The 18,525-nt window shown below is 41.8% G+C and carries 14 protein-coding genes; 3 read left to right on the top strand and 11 right to left on the bottom strand.

The window, feature by feature from the left end; genetic code table 11:
* The first annotated feature begins 1,296 nt into the window (after positions 1 to 1,296).
* On the top strand, positions 1,297 to 2,568 hold the full coding sequence (locus AAEY94_RS16470) for an MFS transporter (protein WP_182744310.1): 1,272 nt from the start codon (positions 1,297 to 1,299) through the stop codon (positions 2,566 to 2,568).
* A gap of 128 nt (positions 2,569 to 2,696) precedes the next feature.
* Here AAEY94_RS16470 and AAEY94_RS16465 read toward each other — a convergent pair whose 3' ends face one another.
* The 4 genes from AAEY94_RS16465 to AAEY94_RS16450 all read right to left on the bottom strand — a co-directional run bounded on the left by AAEY94_RS16465 (position 2,697) and on the right by AAEY94_RS16450 (position 10,189).
* Positions 2,697 to 3,983 carry a peptidoglycan DD-metalloendopeptidase family protein gene (locus tag AAEY94_RS16465; protein WP_101088090.1) on the bottom strand — a complete coding sequence of 429 codons (1,287 nt, stop codon included), beginning with the start codon at positions 3,981 to 3,983 and terminating at the stop codon, positions 2,697 to 2,699.
* 311 nt (positions 3,984 to 4,294) lie between these two features.
* Positions 4,295 to 7,993 (bottom strand): AAA family ATPase, encoded by a 3,699-nt coding sequence (locus tag AAEY94_RS16460; RefSeq protein ID WP_350979274.1) that lies wholly within the window; start codon positions 7,991 to 7,993, stop codon positions 4,295 to 4,297.
* Complete coding sequence (gene sbcD, locus AAEY94_RS16455) at positions 7,993 to 9,321, bottom strand: exonuclease subunit SbcD (protein ID WP_350979273.1); 1,329 nt, start codon at positions 9,319 to 9,321, stop codon at positions 7,993 to 7,995. The genes AAEY94_RS16460 and sbcD overlap by 1 nt, the downstream gene beginning before the upstream one ends.
* A gap of 106 nt (positions 9,322 to 9,427) precedes the next feature.
* Positions 9,428 to 10,189, bottom strand: a complete 762-nt coding sequence (locus AAEY94_RS16450; RefSeq protein ID WP_041413055.1) for a TSUP family transporter — start codon at positions 10,187 to 10,189, stop codon at positions 9,428 to 9,430.
* A 297-nt stretch (positions 10,190 to 10,486) separates the two neighbouring features.
* Here AAEY94_RS16450 and AAEY94_RS16445 point away from each other — a divergent pair, with 297 nt between their 5' ends.
* A complete protein-coding gene (locus AAEY94_RS16445) occupies positions 10,487 to 11,164 on the top strand; it encodes an SDR family NAD(P)-dependent oxidoreductase (RefSeq protein ID WP_335692276.1) in 678 nt (225 codons plus the stop codon).
* Between the two features lie 401 nt (positions 11,165 to 11,565).
* Positions 11,566 to 11,769: a hypothetical protein gene (locus tag AAEY94_RS16440; protein ID WP_101088078.1), complete on the top strand. Its 204-nt coding sequence runs from the start codon at positions 11,566 to 11,568 to the stop codon at positions 11,767 to 11,769.
* A 108-nt stretch (positions 11,770 to 11,877) separates the two neighbouring features.
* Here AAEY94_RS16440 and AAEY94_RS16435 read toward each other — a convergent pair whose 3' ends face one another.
* The 7 genes from AAEY94_RS16435 to zipA all read right to left on the bottom strand — a co-directional run bounded on the left by AAEY94_RS16435 (position 11,878) and on the right by zipA (position 18,506).
* On the bottom strand, positions 11,878 to 12,264 hold the full coding sequence (locus tag AAEY94_RS16435; RefSeq protein WP_162022792.1) for a ribonuclease E inhibitor RraB: 387 nt from the start codon (positions 12,262 to 12,264) through the stop codon (positions 11,878 to 11,880).
* Positions 12,265 to 12,274: 10 nt separating this feature from the next.
* Positions 12,275 to 12,508, bottom strand: a complete 234-nt coding sequence (locus tag AAEY94_RS16430; protein ID WP_101088074.1) for an RNA-binding S4 domain-containing protein — start codon at positions 12,506 to 12,508, stop codon at positions 12,275 to 12,277.
* 50 nt (positions 12,509 to 12,558) lie between these two features.
* Positions 12,559 to 13,365: an SDR family oxidoreductase gene (locus tag AAEY94_RS16425; RefSeq protein WP_350979272.1), complete on the bottom strand. Its 807-nt coding sequence runs from the start codon at positions 13,363 to 13,365 to the stop codon at positions 12,559 to 12,561.
* Between the two features lie 27 nt (positions 13,366 to 13,392).
* Positions 13,393 to 14,595 (bottom strand): cyclic di-GMP phosphodiesterase, encoded by a 1,203-nt coding sequence (locus AAEY94_RS16420; RefSeq protein ID WP_350979271.1) that lies wholly within the window; start codon positions 14,593 to 14,595, stop codon positions 13,393 to 13,395.
* 156 nt (positions 14,596 to 14,751) lie between these two features.
* Positions 14,752 to 15,273: a DUF2919 domain-containing protein gene (locus AAEY94_RS16415; protein ID WP_101088068.1), complete on the bottom strand. Its 522-nt coding sequence runs from the start codon at positions 15,271 to 15,273 to the stop codon at positions 14,752 to 14,754.
* Positions 15,274 to 15,327: 54 nt separating this feature from the next.
* Entirely contained in the window at positions 15,328 to 17,340 is a 2,013-nt protein-coding gene (ligA, locus tag AAEY94_RS16410) for an NAD-dependent DNA ligase LigA (RefSeq protein ID WP_350979270.1), read from the bottom strand.
* 101 nt (positions 17,341 to 17,441) lie between these two features.
* Positions 17,442 to 18,506 (bottom strand): cell division protein ZipA, encoded by a 1,065-nt coding sequence (gene zipA / locus AAEY94_RS16405; RefSeq protein ID WP_192115946.1) that lies wholly within the window; start codon positions 18,504 to 18,506, stop codon positions 17,442 to 17,444.
* Positions 18,507 to 18,525 lie beyond the last annotated feature (19 nt).

Below are 18,525 nucleotides of genomic sequence, written 5' to 3'. Positions count from 1 at the left end.
GCATGAAGCTCACATGATTGTGAGCTTAGCTTTCGCGGTACAGGTCGTTATTTGGCATCCATGCCACCACGACATTAGTGAATCCATTCACATCAGATTCCAATCGAAATCGAAAGCGTTAGCATTTTCACTCTTTACAACAAAATGGGCCGAAGCCGTATTCAAATGAGATTCAACGCTGAATTAATCCCTATGGCGACCTTTTCGCTCTGTTGTTTAAGTAAATAAGGAAAATATTGCGGGGCAGCGGGGCCAATTATTTTGTAAACTATAAGAGGGAACTACCGTTGGTTTCCTCTTGGTCTGGTGTGGTCGAAGCGCCACGTTCGTAGTGGCCGCAGGCCAGGAAATTAACCATGATCCCTATTTCTATAATGAATTAACATAACTACTTTTAGCTTTAATTACGATAGCTTTAATTACGATAGCTTTAATTACGATAGCTTTCAAGATGATACAACTGTATAAATTGAACAGGAATTACTCACAAGCAGAGCGTTAGATAGAAAGTTCTGTCCAATTCAGTAGATTCAAAGCAGTGCTAGTGGTTTGATCCGCCTTGTGGCTTCATCACGGCCAATACTAGCCCTTTTATCACGAGTCCCTTATCACCAACCTAATGCCGCCATTTTATTATTCGCTATGCTTTTATTAGTAACATGCTCAAACATTAATAACCGAGTCACAATTTTCGCACCTAAGTCCAAGGCAAGATATATAAAAACTGTAACCACTGTAACAACTGGTATATGCTGCAAACCACTGTTAAATCAATTCCTTATTCGATTTATTCTAAGAGAGTTTCATCATAATGACTCTTTTCAAATAAGCAGTTTGTTACAAAGGTTATGACTGGTAAACATTTCAATTTATATCATCTTTATTGAAAGCATTTATCACAATATTTAGAGTAAATATTGTTCGATTTCAGTGCAATGCTGCTCAGCATTGTACCGCTGTAAAACTAATCTAAACTGCAAAACCAAAAGCCATACTCTCAACGTGCTGATTTATAAAATAAAAAAATAATAACCACACTTGGCATAAATCTTCCTTTCATATTGTGTGTCAGTGAAATGTGTAAAACGCAGGTTACATCAGCGTTAACCAACGTCGTTTCTTGCAACAACATCGCCCAGTTCTGTCCCAAATAGTACGATAAGCAGCGTCACACGCGGTATTAATAAACTAAAACACGCTTTAATACCTGGGCAAATTCGGAGTTCATTACAATCAATCTTGGTTATTAGCTGTGTGAATTGGTGACGTATCACACACAAAACCTATTGGAGTGACATGTTAAACGCGTTAATCCCACTTTCAGCATTACTCATATCTAATGCATTCTTAATTCTTGGCCATGGTTTATTACTGACTCTGCTCCCCATTGCGGCGAGTGAATCTGGTTTTAGCGATACTCAAGTCGCTTTAACCGGATCGGGTTACTTTTTAGGATTTGTTTCCGGCTGTTTAGCCACACCCTATATGCTAAAACGAGTTGGGCATATTCGTAGCTTTGCTGTATTGGCAACATGTTACTCGGTGGTCATCTTACTATTTCCTTTATTACCCGTGTTTTATAGTTGGATGTTATTAAGGTTTTTAATCGGGGTGATGATTTCTGGTTTATATATGATCATTGAAAGCTGGCTAAACGGCACGTCAACAGCGAATAATAGAGGAACAATACTGTCTATTTATACCACGCTAAATTTAATCATGGTGATGTGTGGCCAACAACTGTTCAATTTAGGCAGCGAGCACGAATCGATGCTATTCGGTCTAGCCGCTATATTTATCTCTATCGCAATCATTCCGGTGTCACTGACACGTTCATCAGCACCTGCGGTGGTAAAACACGTTAAGTTGAATATGGCCAAGGTATGGCGGCACTCTCACGTTGCATTGATTGGAGCCGTGGTTGCCGGTTTTGTCACAGGTGCATTTTGGGCATTAGCGCCTATTTACGCTAAAGATAATGGTTTTGACAGTATTCAACTCGGTGCATTTTTATCTGCTACCGTCCTTGGCGGAGCTTGTTTTCAAGTACCACTAGGTAAGTTATCCGATAGGTTTGATAGGCGCAGTGTTTTGATGTTTACTGCCTTAGGTGGCTCCTTGGTGTCATTACTCTTCGTCACTCTGCCTTACGTAGTCACTACTTTTGGCGGTTGGCCAGCAGCAATATCAGCCTTTTTTTGGGGAGGGACATGTATGACGCTATACGCAATATGCTTAGCCCATGCTAATGACAACGCCACCGCTGAAGATTTTGTTGAAATAAGCAGTGCCATGCTTATCACTCTTGGGTTATCGTCGGCTATTGGTGCGCCTATGGCTTCACTTGCGATGGGATTATTTGGCGCCAAGGGTTTATATGCCTTTACCAGTTCATGTTTGGCGATTTTCTTCGTGATAGTATTATTAAGACGCCGCAGCCATATTGCCCCCTCAACACTTGCAACAAAAGAAAGTTTTCGTGCCGTCACCGATATGGCAAGCCCAACAGCATATGAAATGGACCCCAGAACTGAGATAGATCCACAAGCGGAAGCACTGCAACGATAAGTAACAACAAGGGACAACCGTTACCGCTAGTATTGAGCACTCTATTAAGTACTGTGATTTAACAACAAAAAATGCAGCCAATATAGGCTGCATTTTTATCGATCAGAGTTCGCTTACACGCGTTGTGATTAGCCTAAATCCATCATCATGCTACGGCTATGCACCAAAGCTTGAAACGCTTGTAGTTGCTTTTTAGGTAATACAGTAGCTTCTGCAATATTGGCTTTCATTGCGTCGATAGGACGACCATTTACAATAAACTCATAATGTAAGTGAGGACCTGTTGAAGCACCAGTATTACCCGACAATCCAATCGGTTGACCACGAGTTACACGTTGGCCTCTTTTAACTAAAAACTTCGATAAATGCAGGTAGCGTGTGCTGACCTTATTGTCGTGTTGAATCACAATATAGTTGCCTGCATAAGGATGTTTAGTCACCATAGTGACTATGCCATCTCCCGGTGCTACGACTTGCGTACCTATTGGGGTAGCAAAATCAGTGCCGTTATGTGGACGAATACGACCAGTAATTGGGTGTTTACGATTAGGGTTAAAGCGCGAACTTAAACGAACTTTTCGGTTAAGCGGAATACGTTGAAAAGCAGGCGTTAAACTTTGACCTTCAATGTCGTAATAATTGCCATCGACATTTTGAAACGCGGTAATGTCGCGACGGCCGGTATTAATACGAATGCCTTCAATCGATGTTGTGCCTGTTGGTTCACCTTCAACAAATTGGTCGTTAACCAAAACCGAAAAAGTATCACCTGCGCGCAACTCACGAGAAAAGTTTAATTTCGTTTTTAACAGAGTTTCAACTTTTTGAATTTCAGCGGCACTTAAACCAGCGTTTTTAGCCGATACATAAAAAGAGCCGTTAATTTCTCCGCCAACGATGCGATTTTGCCAAATGCCATCGATGTTAATGTCATTAACACCGTAAGTTCCGTCTTTAAAACGGGAGAATACCACTTGGTGAGCAGGGCTAAAGTACAGTTCTAACTTATCAAGCTCGCCATTAGCGTTGTCCCAAAATTGAATTCGGTTACCCGGCAGAAGTGTATCTAGTGCTAAGACTTCTAAATCAGCCTCAAGTACTTTATACATGGTTCGTTGGTCGATACCGGCTAATTCAAATAAATGACTTAAGGTATCACCACTTTCAATCACGCGATTTAAAATCGGTGAAATAGGCTTTACCAGCTTCAAAGCGCTATCTTGTTGAGCTATGTGTGGCAATAACGAATCGATATCGATTGCCACTGGAATACGTTGTGATGAAAACTCTTGTTGTGTTGGCCATAATAAAGCCGCCCCGACAACAAATACACTCGCTAGCAAGACTTTCTTGTGCAAGTTTGGCAAGTTCAATTGACTTACCGCTGGCCTTTGGAAGCCCATAATTTTACTCATTAGCAATGTCTAATCCACCCTAAAAGATGACGCTTTATATTTTTTATTTTTCTTTTACTGCAAATTGTTATTGCGATATTGGGCATAAATTCAGTTAACGCTATGCCTTCATGTCGTTTTTATGGTGAATATGACCCAATATTTGATACTACGGCATCCGGTATAAACAGCTAAAAATACGGACTTTTGCACTCAAATTGCATATCAACGCTCTTTTATATCAAAAAATAATCATTTTACAAATATAAAATGATATTTAATTAATAATTAATTTGAACTCGATTACAGTAATCATGGGAGTTTGAGGCAGATCAAGACCCACTTACAGCAAACTCACCCTGCAATTTACTGATACCAAGACCGTTCATTTTAGTCACTTTTATCTGTACGTCGATCCGCTCTTTCATGGCTTCAATATGGCTAATGACACCAATCATTTTGCCCGAAGCATTTAAATTATCTAATGCGTCTAAAGCGGTATCTAACGTTTGACTATCCAACGTACCAAAGCCTTCATCTAAAAACAGTGAGTCAATGCTCGTTTTATGACTAACAAGGTCAGATAATGCGAGTGCAAGGGCCAGGCTCACTAAAAAGCTTTCACCGCCCGACAAGGTTCTGGTGTCTCGTACTGCATCACCTTGCCAGGTATCGAGTACTTGTAGCTCTAACGCATCGGACTCTTTGCGTTCAAGTAAGTAACGACCTTGCAAACGTTCCAGCTGTCTGTTCGCCAATGCCACTAAATGGTCTAAAGTAAGCCCTTGAGCAAACTTACGGAACTTATCGCCTTTTTGTGAGCCAATTAACGAATGCAGATACGCAAGATCGTCGTAATCTTGTTGCATTTGAGCTTGTTCCGCTAGCAGTTGCTGTTGCCCTGCCCGCTTATTGGTATCTTGCTCCAACTCATGGCTTAAGCGCCACAGTGTTTGCTTGTCTTGTTGGTGCTTAGCTTCAATCGTTTGATGTTGCAGCATTATATCGCTGTGTTGAGCAATATCGTATCCGTGTTGCTCTGCCAGCTGCGCTAAATCCGTTTGTTTTGTTAAGGCTTGCTCAACTAACGTATTGGCTTTGACAATGTCGTTATCAAGTTGCAGTTTTAATTGCTGTAAGGTGTGACGCTCTTGTGGCGTCAATAAGGCTTGCTCAAATGATTGTCGATCTGCAAATGGACTTGATTGTAATGCCGCTTGCCATTTTTCCTGCAACTGCTGTAACTCTTGAGTAGCCTTGGTTGTTTGCTGCGTTGTCGATTGCAACTGTACTTGCAAACCAGCAAAATGTTTATCCGCCGTTTGCAATTGTTGTTGAATTGAGACAAATACCTGCTGAGCTTGATCTACTGCGTGTTGGCTAAGCAGCTTTTCATCTTCAACCACTTTCTCTGCAAACACGGCTTTACGCTTTGTGAGTACCGAATCGAGTTGCTCGTTAAGCGTAACCACTTGCTCAGTCACTTCCGCTAGCTTGGTTGCTATTTCAGAGGTGTGTAGATTGTTTGCGGTGAATTTTTCTGCGGTGACACTGAGCTGCTGTTGGTTATCGATAGCCTGCTGCTGCGCTTCAATCCAACGTTCAAGTTGTTGTTGTAAGTGATGAAGCCAAGCGTCGGCATTCTCTAGTGTCGGCGGCGTTAACCCTGTGGCAATAATGTGTGCATCCAGTGCGCTGCTAAGTTGCTGTAGTTGCTTGTTAACAGATTCAATTTGCTGCTGATGACTCACTAAACCTTGGGATAAATTATCAAGCTGTTGTTGCAATAATCCTTGCTGATTAACCAACACTGCCAACGCTTGCTCTGCTTGGGTAGCATTGTGCTGATGTTGATGTAAGGTTTTTTGGCATTGGTTAAGCTGACTTATCGTTTGGGCAAATTGCTGCTGCTTGGCTTCTGACTGGGTAATATAATCAGTTAACTTATGTTGTTGCTGCTCATGTAATTCAAGCGTTACCGCAAGCACCTGAGTATGTTGTTGCCACTGTTGCTCAGTTAATTGTAATTCAGTTTGCGCTAGGCTCAATTGCTTGAGCGAATTGTCAAAGTTAACTTGCAACGCCGTTTGTTGATTTTTCAGCAGCTCACCTTGCTGTTTAATCGCATCAAGTTCAATTTGTAGTTGCTGCATTCTTTGCTCGGTAACAGACACATTCAATGCTTCATAACGCTCAACTAACGGGTGCTCTGTCGAACCACACAATGCACAAGGTTCACCGGCTTTAAGCTTGGCACGCTCTAAGGTTAAATTGGCTATTTGCTGTTCTTGCTGCAATATGGTTTGCAGATCTTTTACTTGCTGATTTTTTTCACTCCACTGGGTTCTTACCTGCGAAAGTGACTGCGCTAAAGCCTGTAAATCAGTGTTAAATTGCACCGATTGACTGCTTAATTGCTGGCATTGTTGCTGCTGACGCACATAATGACTAAATAGCTGGGTTAACTGATAACGCCCAGCTTGCTGCTCGACCAGTTGTTGGTAATCATGATTAATCTGACTTTCGTCTTGGCCAGCCAATAATGCCGTTATTGCTTGCTGGCTGTCGGCTTGTCGAGCCAACGCTTGGGTGACCGTCGTTTTGGCCAGTTCTATTTGTGGCGAAAGCTCAGATAACGTTGTTTGAGTTTGCTCGATATTATGTTGTTGCTGAACTCGTTGAGTGTCAAGTTGGCTCAACTGCTGGTTTAATTGCAACACTTGGCTGTATTGTGTCTGCCAAGCCGCAAACTTTTTGGCCACTTCTTGGCCTTGTGGCAAACTATCAAGTTGTTGCCGTATGTCTTGCTTTGCCGACGTGAGTTGCTGTTGCAACTCCATCAACTGTTGCTGTTGCTCAATCGTTTTGTGTTGTTGCTCAGCCGTTTGCTGATGGCTTAATCTGACCTGAGACAACTGATAGTTCAATTGGCTAATGTGTTGGTCTAACGGCAACACCTGTTTGTCGATAAGATTAAGCAAATCTTTGTGTGCTTGATTGGTTTTATCAACGCCTTGCTTAGCTTGCGTTTGCTTGTGGGTGTGCTGTTGCAGTGTTTGTTCAGCTACACCAACTTGTTCCGTTAACTGTTCAATCTGTTCCGATAATACTCGGGTGCTTAACTGGGCTTTTTGTTGCTGTTCAAATAGAGGCTGGATTTGCTGTGCTGGCTCACTATGTTCAAGTCGAGTTAGTTCATCGCTATGTTGCTGTACGCGAGACAGTGCTAGTTGCTGTTGAGCCTGAACGTTAACTAATGTCTGCTGCGATTGCTCAGTATTGTCCGCCCAGGTAATAAATTGGCTTAATTGAGCTAATTGCTGTTGATCGATCACAAGCGCCTGATTGAGTTGTTCAATCTGTCGTTGCTGCGCCACAACTTGTTGTTGATCAAATAACTCAACACTGCCAAGCTTAGCTTCAAGCACTTTTAGGTTAGTTTTGGCATCAGAAAAATGCTGATGCACTCGTGCTGAAATTAAGCTGTAAATTTCAGTACCCGTTAGCTCTTCCAATAGTTCTGCGCGCTCATTGGCTTCGGCATTTAAAAAAGCGGCAAACTGGCCTTGTGACAACATCATCGACTTAGTGAAACGAGCAAAGTCGAGTCCGGTGATTTCTTCAATTAATTCGGTTTTACGTTTTATCTGACTGGCAAGGATTTTACCGTCACTGAGTTTAGCCAATTCGACTTGCGCATCTTGTAAATTGCCATCGGCTTTGTCGCGCGAACGGCGCTGGCTCCAAAACGCACGATAAGCGACACCTTTAACTTCAAATTCAACTTCAGCTAAACATTCTGCGGTGCCACGAGTCATTAACTCGTTGGTGGTTTTAGAGATGTTACTTAACCGCGGTGTACGATGGTAAAGCGCTAAACAAATCGCATCGAGAATGGTGGTTTTACCTGAGCCTGTAGGACCTGTGATAGCAAATAAACCGTTTTCAGCAAATGGCGATTGGGTGAAGTCGATTTTCCACTCATTTTTAAGTGAGTTAATATTTTTAAAGCGAAGGCTTAGAATTTTCATTATTGCTCACCCTCTGTTGCACTTTTTGTAGCAACGGCTTCTGTCGACGTTTCTTGTAACACATGGCTCGCGGCCGTTTCTTGACTGTTTCGCTCAGACTCAACCTCGGCATACACTTGGTTAAAGCGTTGCTTTATTCGCCCTAACTGTGCCTGTTGCGATTCACTCTCAAACTCTTCTTGCAACAAACGTCGCCCAAATACTTCGTCGACACTGAGCTCAGATAAGGTTTCATTATCGAGCTGCTTAATATGTTGCTGTCGTTGACTGCGGGCACGTTTTAACTGCAATACTTCAACCGCTTTGTCTTGAGTCATGTCGGCAATGCGCGATTGCAAATCAGACAAATAATCTTGTTGTGACACTTCAATGCTCAACCAAGTCGTTTTTGCGGATTCTGCTTGCAAAGCAAATGTGCTTATCTGCTTCTCAATGCTATCTAAGTCGCCTTTTAACACCTGCATCGGCTGGAAAACTGGCACCATTAATGCTGTGATTTGAGATAATTTAGCGTCGGAAAATTCGACCAAAAACACCGATTTATTAGTGGCATTATCTGCCGCGAGTTCATCAAAACTTAACGCTATCGGTGAACCGCTGTAACGAATATGTTCAGATTTTGCCACCACTTGGGGGCGATGAATATGACCTAATGCAATGTAGTCTGCGGCAGGAAACAGCGCTGCATTAAAGGCATCTAAACTGCCAATATAGATATCACGCACGGATTCTGAAGTACTTGCACCCACAGTGGTTAAATGACCTGTCGCAATAATGGGTACTGGCGTAGTAAATGTATTATTGAGTTGTTCAGCTTGCTCAAAACAGCGCTGATACAACTCGCTAATGGCATCACCCAATTTACGTTGTTTATCAATTGATGACTCACCTGATTCACTTAGCACCACATCACGCGGGCGTAAAAAGGGTAAGCCACATAAAATAGCCCCCACTTCACCTTGGCGATTTTTGAGGGTAAATACATGCTCTTCAACATGCTCTAACGCACCTGGAATAACCACAGTATTTAGGCAAGCAAGGAGATTTTTAGATTCGTTCAATGTCGACACAGAATCGTGATTACCGCCCAATAAAATTAACTGGCAACCTGTTTGTTGAATTTGAACAATAAATTGATTGTATAGCGTACGGGCATAACTTGGCGGTGTGCCAGTATCGAAAATATCGCCAGCGACAATAAGCGCATCAACTTGGTGGATGTTGATTTGCTCAAGTAACCACTGCATAAAGGCCTGGTGCTCAGCTGCGCGACTTTTACCATAAAAATATTGGCCAAGATGCCAATCTGATGTGTGAATAATGCGCATAACATCCCTTCAATAAAAACAAACACGTACACCACATAATGCTGGCGTTAATAAACCCAAATTATCGCTACTATGACCACATGTACCGCGATCACATGCACTGCTATCACATGTATTGCGACCACAATAATTTGCCGCTCATGCCCAATGACATCACTACCACCAAAGGTTTAATGATTTTAACGCCTTTGGTCACCACTAAACGTGAACCTAACGTAGCACCAATTGCTTGGCCTACCAGCATAATTAATCCCAATACCACTGCGACTTGACCACCGATTAAAAAGAAAATTAACGACGCAATGTTAGTGGCAAAATTGAGTAGCTTTGCATGCGCGGTTGCCTTGGCCAAACCAAAACCAGCCAATGACACAAATGCTAAGGCAAAAAAACTGCCGGTGCCTGGGCCAAAGAAACCATCATATAAGCCAACGCCCAATGCGGCAGTAAAAGCAAACACACTTGGGGTGAGGACTTGTTGGCGATCTTGTTCACTTATTTTTTTAGAGAATAAAAAATAACAACCAATGGCCAAAATCAAAAATGGCAGCACCACTTCTAATAATTTAGCATCGATCATTTGTACTAATATTGTGCCAATTGATGCACCAATAAAAGCGCATATCAACGACAGTTTGATACTGCGTAAATCAACCATCCCTTTACGTACAAAATATAAGCTCGCAAAAAAGCTGCCACCGCACGCTTGCAGCTTATTGGTACCCAATGCTGCTGCTGGAGGTAACCCTGCCCACATTAATGCGGGAATGGTCAGTAAGCCTCCGCCGCCAGCAATCGAGTCGATAAACCCCGCAACCAGAGCAACAAAAAATAAAATAACCGCGAGTTGGAGCGTGAGTTCAAGCATGGGGAGTCTCGTTATTAGGAATAGCGTGAAGTCGGCTGACATAATATAAGGCGTTATTAGACAATCTTTATCGTCAAAATACAAAGCGTTCTGTGTAATTTATTCCGCTTTACCCAACTAATTTCAGCTTGGGCTAATAAACACTGACCAAATAACGTATTACCCATTAATAAGCTTATATTGACTTAAACATCAGAATTGAAAATCGATTTGAGAAATGGACTACAACCGCTTTGCTGTTCACTTAGGCATTGTTATAGTAGTCGGCCAAGTAAATATTGAGCTGAAGGTTTTATTATGATTGTTATTACCGGCGCAAGTAGCGGCTTAGGTGCTGCACTAACACAACTGTATGCTGCAGAAAATCAACCGTTATTGGTGACAGGTCGCAGTGAGCAAAAATTAGCAGGTGTAATGGCTGGCCTAACTCAACCAGAGCAAGCTAACGTACAAACTCACACAGCAGACTTGTGTGTGGCCGAAGATGTCAGTGCATTATTTTCGCGTTTATCAGCGCCGCCAAGCAAGGTTATTCATTGTGCTGGTAGTGGTTATTTTGGCCCTATCGAACAACAAGTACCTGAAGCGATTAATCAGTTAATCCACAACAATCTCACTTCAAGCATTCTAGTGCTGCGTGAACTTATTAGTCGCTATCGTGATCACAACGTTACTGTAGTAGTCGTGATGTCGACCGCTGCGCAAGCTGGCAAAGCAAATGAGTCGACTTACTGTGCCGTAAAATGGGCCATAAAGGGATTGGTAGAATCGTTACGATTAGAATTGAAAGGCAGCCCGATGAAATTGATTGCGGTATATCCAGGAGGAATGGCAACGGACTTTTGGCAAACCAGTGGCAAAGACATTAATACATCAAGCTTTATGACGGCAACAGAAGCCGCCACCATGCTCAAGCAAGCCTTAATAGCGACAGAACATGGATATGTCTCTGATATCACCATTAACCGAGGTTAATATTCCATAAATTAGTTAACCTAAAATAGAACGAACAGTTTATTATCTCATCCTAGTTGTTTGTGATTTTCTTGAGTTCGTTTTTTTCTTGAGTTTGAATTTATTTGGATAAAAACGGTTTGGTTGACCAGTACCAGCAATATATCCACCCAGCAGGGGCAAAAATGAGATTTAACACAAGAGCGTAAAAACCCACCAAGGGTAAATTTGTGGTTTTCCCCTTGGCAAATCTTAAGGTGAAGAACACCACAACTAAGGTTAAAACGAAAATAATTTGGCCAATCAATGTGCCATTTAACTCCATGATTACACCCTTTAACCATCAAACCCGTTATGCTGAAATAGCAACGACGCTAAGCTGATGATACATCTCATATTAGATTATTGATAAGGCTACTACAATGTGTAAAAAAATCATCGTAATACTGATATCGTTTAGCTTTATTCTATCTTTGTCCGCCTGTGCTGAATTAAAACAGACTGGCAAAGAAATCGGTCACACCACAAAAAAAGTGACCACAGCTATCGGTCACGGGACGCGCGATACCGTTAAAGCTATTGGACATGAAACCAAAGAAGTCATTAATGAGATAAAAGAAGACTAAACTACGTCGCTTTATATAATCAAAAAACCGTTAATGCTGGGCATTAACGGTTTTTGTTCAATTGAATAATTCAATCTATAGTGAAGACTATGTTAGTTGCTAGCAATGTTAGTGCTTACAATGCTCAGTGTGAACATGGTCATCATCTGCAAATTCATTATCGCTGGCTTGGTTTTGCATCACGCCCCAACCATCAGAAATACCGTCAAACTCTTTGGCAAAGTTATTTAACTCAGTTTCTTTAGCCACAAGCGTTGCGTATTCAGGTACCATTTGTAGGCAAACAATCACTTCCCACTTGGTGCTTTCTTCATCAAAGTTAAGCTCAAGCTCACCTTGGAGGTCTTTTTGGCTTAATGCTTCTAAGGCTGACTCGGCATCACGTTGATCGTCAAACACCAAGAAGAAATCTACTTCTATTGATTGAGTAAGGTCAATACCGGCATCTGCCATTGCAGCCAACATTTGGCCATTATCATCTTCTGGGAATTGCATTTATCAATCCTTACTGTGCAGGAACAATTTCAATTGTCGCGCCATTGAACGAAACGACATCGCCAACAACACACTTTTTACGTTTACGAGTATCAACTTCACCGTTGACGGTCACTTGACCTTCGGTAATGACATGCTTTGCTTCGCCACCACCGTTCACTAGACCGAGTACTTTGAGTACTTTGTACAGTTCTACGAATTCATCACCTTGAAGTAATGCAAACGCTTGAGTTTGAGTCGTCACAATAATCGCCTTTTAATCAAAATATTCTGTCTATTATAGCCTATGCCAGTTTAGCAAGCATCAAGCATTTTGAATGGATTATTAAACGCATATGTAAACCCTAACTGATGACAGATTAACTGCCCATCGATAGTTTTATTGGGTTGTTGTTGTTGATTAAATTCTGGCGCACTTAACCCAAGATGCTCAGCGGCAGCAACATAAAACTCACCACGAGTAGGATGAGCGTTTGCAGCAAGATTATAAATAGCTAAAGTATCGTTGCGAGAAAGAATTAAGCTAACAGCAGCAACACAGTCATCTAAATGCACCAGATTAACCGCAACATTGGCGCCGCTGACATCCGTTTTTCCGGCAAAAAAACGTCCGGGATGTCGCTTAGGTCCAACCAAGCCTGAAAATCGTACAACACAGCTATTTTTCATAGCTGAAAACATCGCTTCTGCTTGTAATAATGTACCACTGGTATCATTAAAAGCTGCAGCATCTTGTTCGGTTACAGTTTGAACTAGCGAAGGATAAACCCCAGTCGTACTGATGAAAATAATTTTTTGATATTGGCGTTCACCCATCAAGTTTATTAACTGAGTTAAATAGCCAAGGTAATCAGTTTCGCCTCGTCTAAGTCCCGGTGGTATATTAATCACGATAGCGTCTGCATCGAATAAAGACGAGTTTTTTGCTTGGTTAGTCACATTTGCCAAATCTAACTGATAAGCATCAATACCGGCTTGCTGTAATTGGACTAAATCCTCAGGGTGACGTTTTGAAGCCTTTACCTTAATACCTTGCTTAACTAATTGTGTCGCGAGCGGCAAACCGAACCAACCACATCCGATAATAGTAACTGTATTCATGTATTCTCAATATTACGACGTTAAATTTTAATGATTGAAGTTATTGAAGTAAAAACTAATTGGACTATTGGCTTGCAATGTTTTAATGGCACCCTCAGATAATTCGTCTAATTTCATCACTTCTTGAACTTGAACATCTTCGTTAATTAAAAAACGAAAACTAGGTTCCCCCCCACTGAGGTTACATGACCACACATGTGGCTGTTTTACATCGGCAGTTGTCATCATCACCTTAGCGATGCTTTCGTCGGTTAAGCGCACTATAGTGCCTGGAGGATAAATACCTAATATTTTGACTAAAACCGAAATTAAATTATCACTGTGTTTACTGCTGTGAGTTTTAAATAAAATACCCAGTGCAACTTGTGGCGTTTGGTATTGATGTAACAGGGTTTCATAGTCATTAGCTAATGACACTATTTGGGTGGTGGGTAAAATTTTAGCTTCGGTCAGATTATTAGGAAAACCGCTACCATCAATAAACTCATGATGATGCAACACTATGTCTAACATGGCTTCAGGAAATAATCCGGTGCGGTTAAGCATCTCGTGGCCAAAGTTAGGGTGCATTTTTAAAAAGTTAATTTCATGGTCAGTTAACTCACCACGTTTTTTACGCCGGATTGCCTCTGGGACTTTTAACTTACCAATGTCATGAAACAAGCTGCCTAATGCAATGTCACGAACCTCTTTTTTAGACAGTGATAATGTGTGAGCAATCATCATAGAGATCACCGCAACTGAAATACCATGTTGAGTAACACTAACATCTGTTTCGCCACTGCCCACGAGCGTTAAATGAGGGGTTTCACTTTCATACAAATGATCGACTAAATCTTCAACTAAAGTGGCCGCTTCACGATAAGCACCTTCAGGATCGCTGACTATTTTACCAAAAACGGTTCGACTATCGTTAACCGATTTTACAAAGCGCTGTTGGCTGATTCGCATACTTTTTTTAGCCAAAGGTCGATAATCAACTTCTTGTTCAACAACCTCTTCTGGTGGCTCAATTTCAACGGGCTCATCAACTTTAGGCAGCAAATCATGGCCATCAATCACGTACACAAATGACACATCGAGACCTTTGATCATCTCGATTTGCACTTGTTGTTCAAGCTTTACTTTACTGCGAAAAAAAGGATGGCTTGTCCATGACAAAGGCAGCTTAACGGTTAACCCGATAACCATTTGCGAAACAGGTATTTGTGTTAATTCTGTTTTAGCCAAAGTACTGATCCTTTTTCACATTAGCCAAGTTATGGCCGAGATGATAATGTCATTTCTACGCTAACATTTTTGAAATAGAGCTATGTGTATCAAAGTCATACATTTTAATGTTTTTGGAAAACAATAAATAATAGTGCATTTATACCAAGTCGTACATTATTTCGTATCTGGCTTAATCTCATCATCAGATATGGTTTCGACTTGCACAGTACTATCATCAGGGGTCCAGTCGGTAAAATAGTAATATAGCCGCTTTGATTTGAAGACATAAATAACTGACCAAAACAGAAAAAGTGCATCAATCGAATAGCCAATTTTAAACAAATAGTCATCATGCATCATACGTTGGAACAAAAATAGTCCATCAATAATGAGTAATCCCCACAAAAACCAAGCACTACGTCTAAACAAAGGTATTAATATCGGCCAGCTGCGTTTACGCTCGGCAATAATAAGTCCATAAATCAGTATCGCCCCGACACCAGCAATTAGCGCCGATACAAAATCGCTTTTTTCAGGATAAAATAACCTTACTAAACCAGCACGGTCATTAAACTGGGTTAAGGATGCAATAAAAATACACCAGCCACGGGCTAAAAAGACCAAAATCAAATACAAAAATAATGGCGGTTTGATATGACCACGATCATCTAACCAAGTAATATTACTAAAATTCACAATAAACTCTTATCGGCATGCACCAGCATAAATAAAGCAATACTAGTTTTCATGTTAGTTAGCCGCATTTAATAAATCCATCAGAGCTTGTTCATCTATCACCTTAACGCCCAACTCTTCAGCTTTTGCTAATTTAGAGCCAGCTGCTTCACCAGCAACAAGGCAATCAGTATTTTTCGAAACACTGCCAGCCACTTTGGCGCCCAAAGCCTGTAATTGGGCTTTGGCATCGTTACGATTAAGTTGAGTTAGCGTACCAGTTAACACCCACGTTTGCCCTTTAAGACTAAGCTGCGATTCGTCAGCTTGTTCAATAACAGGCCAAGTAATGCCGGCTTCAAGCAATTGCTCTATTACTTCAATGTTATGTGGCTGTGCAAAAAATTGTCGAATGTGTTTTGCTACAATATCACCAACATCAGCGACTTCGAGCAGTTGTTCAACGCTAGCAGTTCGAATACGCTCAAATTCGGCAAAGTGTTGGGCTAAATTAGCGGCGGTAGCTTCGCCTACTTCGCGGATCCCAAGACTATATAAAAAACGCGCTAATGTAGTGGCTTTAGCGTGTTTAATCGCCGCGACAATATTTGTGGCTGACTTCATCGCCATGCGATCTAACATCGTGATGCTAGAAGCGGTAAGGGAAAACAAGTCTGCTGGCGTTTTGACCAGTTCTTTATCAATTAATTGCTCAACGATTTTATCGCCCATGCCATCAATATTTAATGCTTTACGGGATGCAAAATGTTTAATCGCCTCTTTACGTTGCGCTTCACAAAAAAGTCCACCACTACAACGCGCTACAGCTTCACCTTCTAAACGCTCAACAATGCTTTGACACACCGGACAATGTTGCGGAAAGATAATATCTTGCGCATCATCTGGACGCTGTTCTGGCACGATAGCAACAATTTGTGGGATAACATCACCTGCGCGGCGAATAATCACTGTGTCGCCTATTTTCACCCCAAGACGGGCAATTTCATCAGCATTGTGCAAGGTCGCGTTAGACACGGTCACGCCACCGACAAATATCGGTTTGAGACGGGCAACAGGGGTAACAGCACCCGTTCGGCCAACCTGAAAGTCAACAGACTCTAACAAGGTCATTTCTTCCTGGGCTGGAAATTTATAGGCTATGGCCCATCGAGGAGCTTTAGCCACAAAACCAAGTGTTTGTTGCTTGGCAATGTCATTAACCTTTATGACGACACCGTCGATTTCATATTCAAGCGCACTGCGTCTGGCCATAATATCGGCGTAATATGCATAGACTTTTTCTAATGAATCAGTCACTTTCACTTCGCTACTGACGGGGACACCCCATTGTTGCAGCTGTGTTAGTTGGCCATAGTGGCTTGTTTGCATCGGTTGTGACTCGCCTTCGACTACACCTAATGCATAAGCATAAAACCCAAGAGCCCTTGAAGCGGTAATTTTACTGTCTAATTGGCGCAAACTGCCGGCAGCTGCGTTGCGAGGATTAACAAAGACTTTGTCACCTTTGCTGATTTGACGCTGGTTTAATGCCTCAAATGCCGCTTTAGGCATAAACACTTCGCCACGGACTTCAACTAAATCTGGAAATCCTTCACCGCGTAACTTAAGAGGAATTGAACGAATAGTGCGTACATTTGCAGTAATATCTTCGCCAACGCTACCATCACCTCGCGTTGCGGCGCGTTCAAGAACGCCGAAACGATAAGTAATACTTACGGCCAAACCGTCGAGTTTAGGTTCGCAAACATAATCAACGCTATCGACTTTATCCGTTATACGCTTATTAAAAGCAGCGAAATCAGTTTGTTCAAATGCATTGTCGAGACTTAACATCGGTTTAAGGTGGGTAATTTGAGCAAATTTTTGTAATGCTATACCACCGACGCGTTGTGTCGGTGAATCTACCGATTTAAATTGCGGATAGTCACGTTCTAACTCGGTTAAGCGCTTAATTAATCTGTCGTATTCAGCATCGGGTATTGACGGAGCATCATCAACGTAATAACGAATATTATGTTGGTTAATGGTGTGAGTAAGTTGATCCATTTCAGTTTGAATAGCGTGCATTGTGGCATCCGTCATACAGGTTGTAACCGTGATTTGCTTGATAAAGTGTAAAGGTATAAAACAATTAAGGCCGCTGCTGCGGCCTTAATAAACACATCAACCTACGCCGCATTGAGTCGTCGTAAATAATCTTTTTTGGTTGCATCTGACCAAGGTTGGCGTTGTCCATCCAATAATTCAGCACCGAGATCCTCGGCAATTTGATAAGCCGAGTTAAGCATAATGGTGAAGTTCATCAATGGATCGCCATAGCCAGGTAAGGTCATAAACAACACCACACCTTGGGTGACAAATTGTTCCATATTATCCGGGTCAAATATCCCAGGCTTTAACATGTTAGCGAGTGAAAATAGCACTTTGCCAGTACCAGCATTGTCGATGTGGCGATGAAAAATATCCATATCACCAAATTTGAAATTGAGCGACAACAAACTTGGCAATAATTCTGCGCCTTGGATTTGCTCGCCTGCTTTAGCAACAATGTGCAGTACTAATACATCGGTCGGCTCTACAGGTTCATTTACTGGAGCATCTGCTTTAGGGGTAATAACCTCAGATTTAACCTCTACTTCAGCTTTAACCGCTACTTCAGGGCTAACATCCACTTTTGGCACAGCGGCTTGTACCGTTGGCTTAGTGGGTTCTGGTCTGGCGGCGACAGGTTTACCTGTGTAACTTTCTAATTTGGCTGTACTGGTTGAAGTATTGAATATCTTTTTAGGGGTATTCATTGACGTACTTGCCGTAGGAGCAGGTTTAACATCGTCTTCAACAAATAAGCTTTGTTGCGCAGGCTGTACTACTTTAGGTTGAATATGTTCTGGCTCAGTTTGGTGCGGACCAGGCTGACGCAGTGAGTCTTGTAAAGGAGTATCGGTGAGCTTAGTTGCACCTGAGTGTGGTTTTTGACTTAAATTGGTCTTTAATACAGGCTTAATGACTACATCTTCAACCTCACCGGGTTTACGTACACGCACTTTGCCAATGCCATCGGCGTCAAAACCTTCAGAGTCTCGACGTTTAGCTTGGTCTTTATAAAATCCTGCCATCGGACTTTGTTTCATAGATTTAGGTTGTTGTTTGCGAATCGACCAAAAACCGTGCACTAACACCGCAATAATTGCGATCGCGCCTAATACGAACAACACCAGTTGTAGATCTTTCATTAGATTCCCTGTCTTGCAA

The organism is Shewanella sp. AC34-MNA-CIBAN-0136 (assembly GCF_040309945.1).
GTDB lineage: Bacteria > Pseudomonadota > Gammaproteobacteria > Enterobacterales > Shewanellaceae > Shewanella.
Note: the sequence above shows the minus strand (reverse complement) of the source record. Positions and strands in the feature narration are given on the sequence as shown.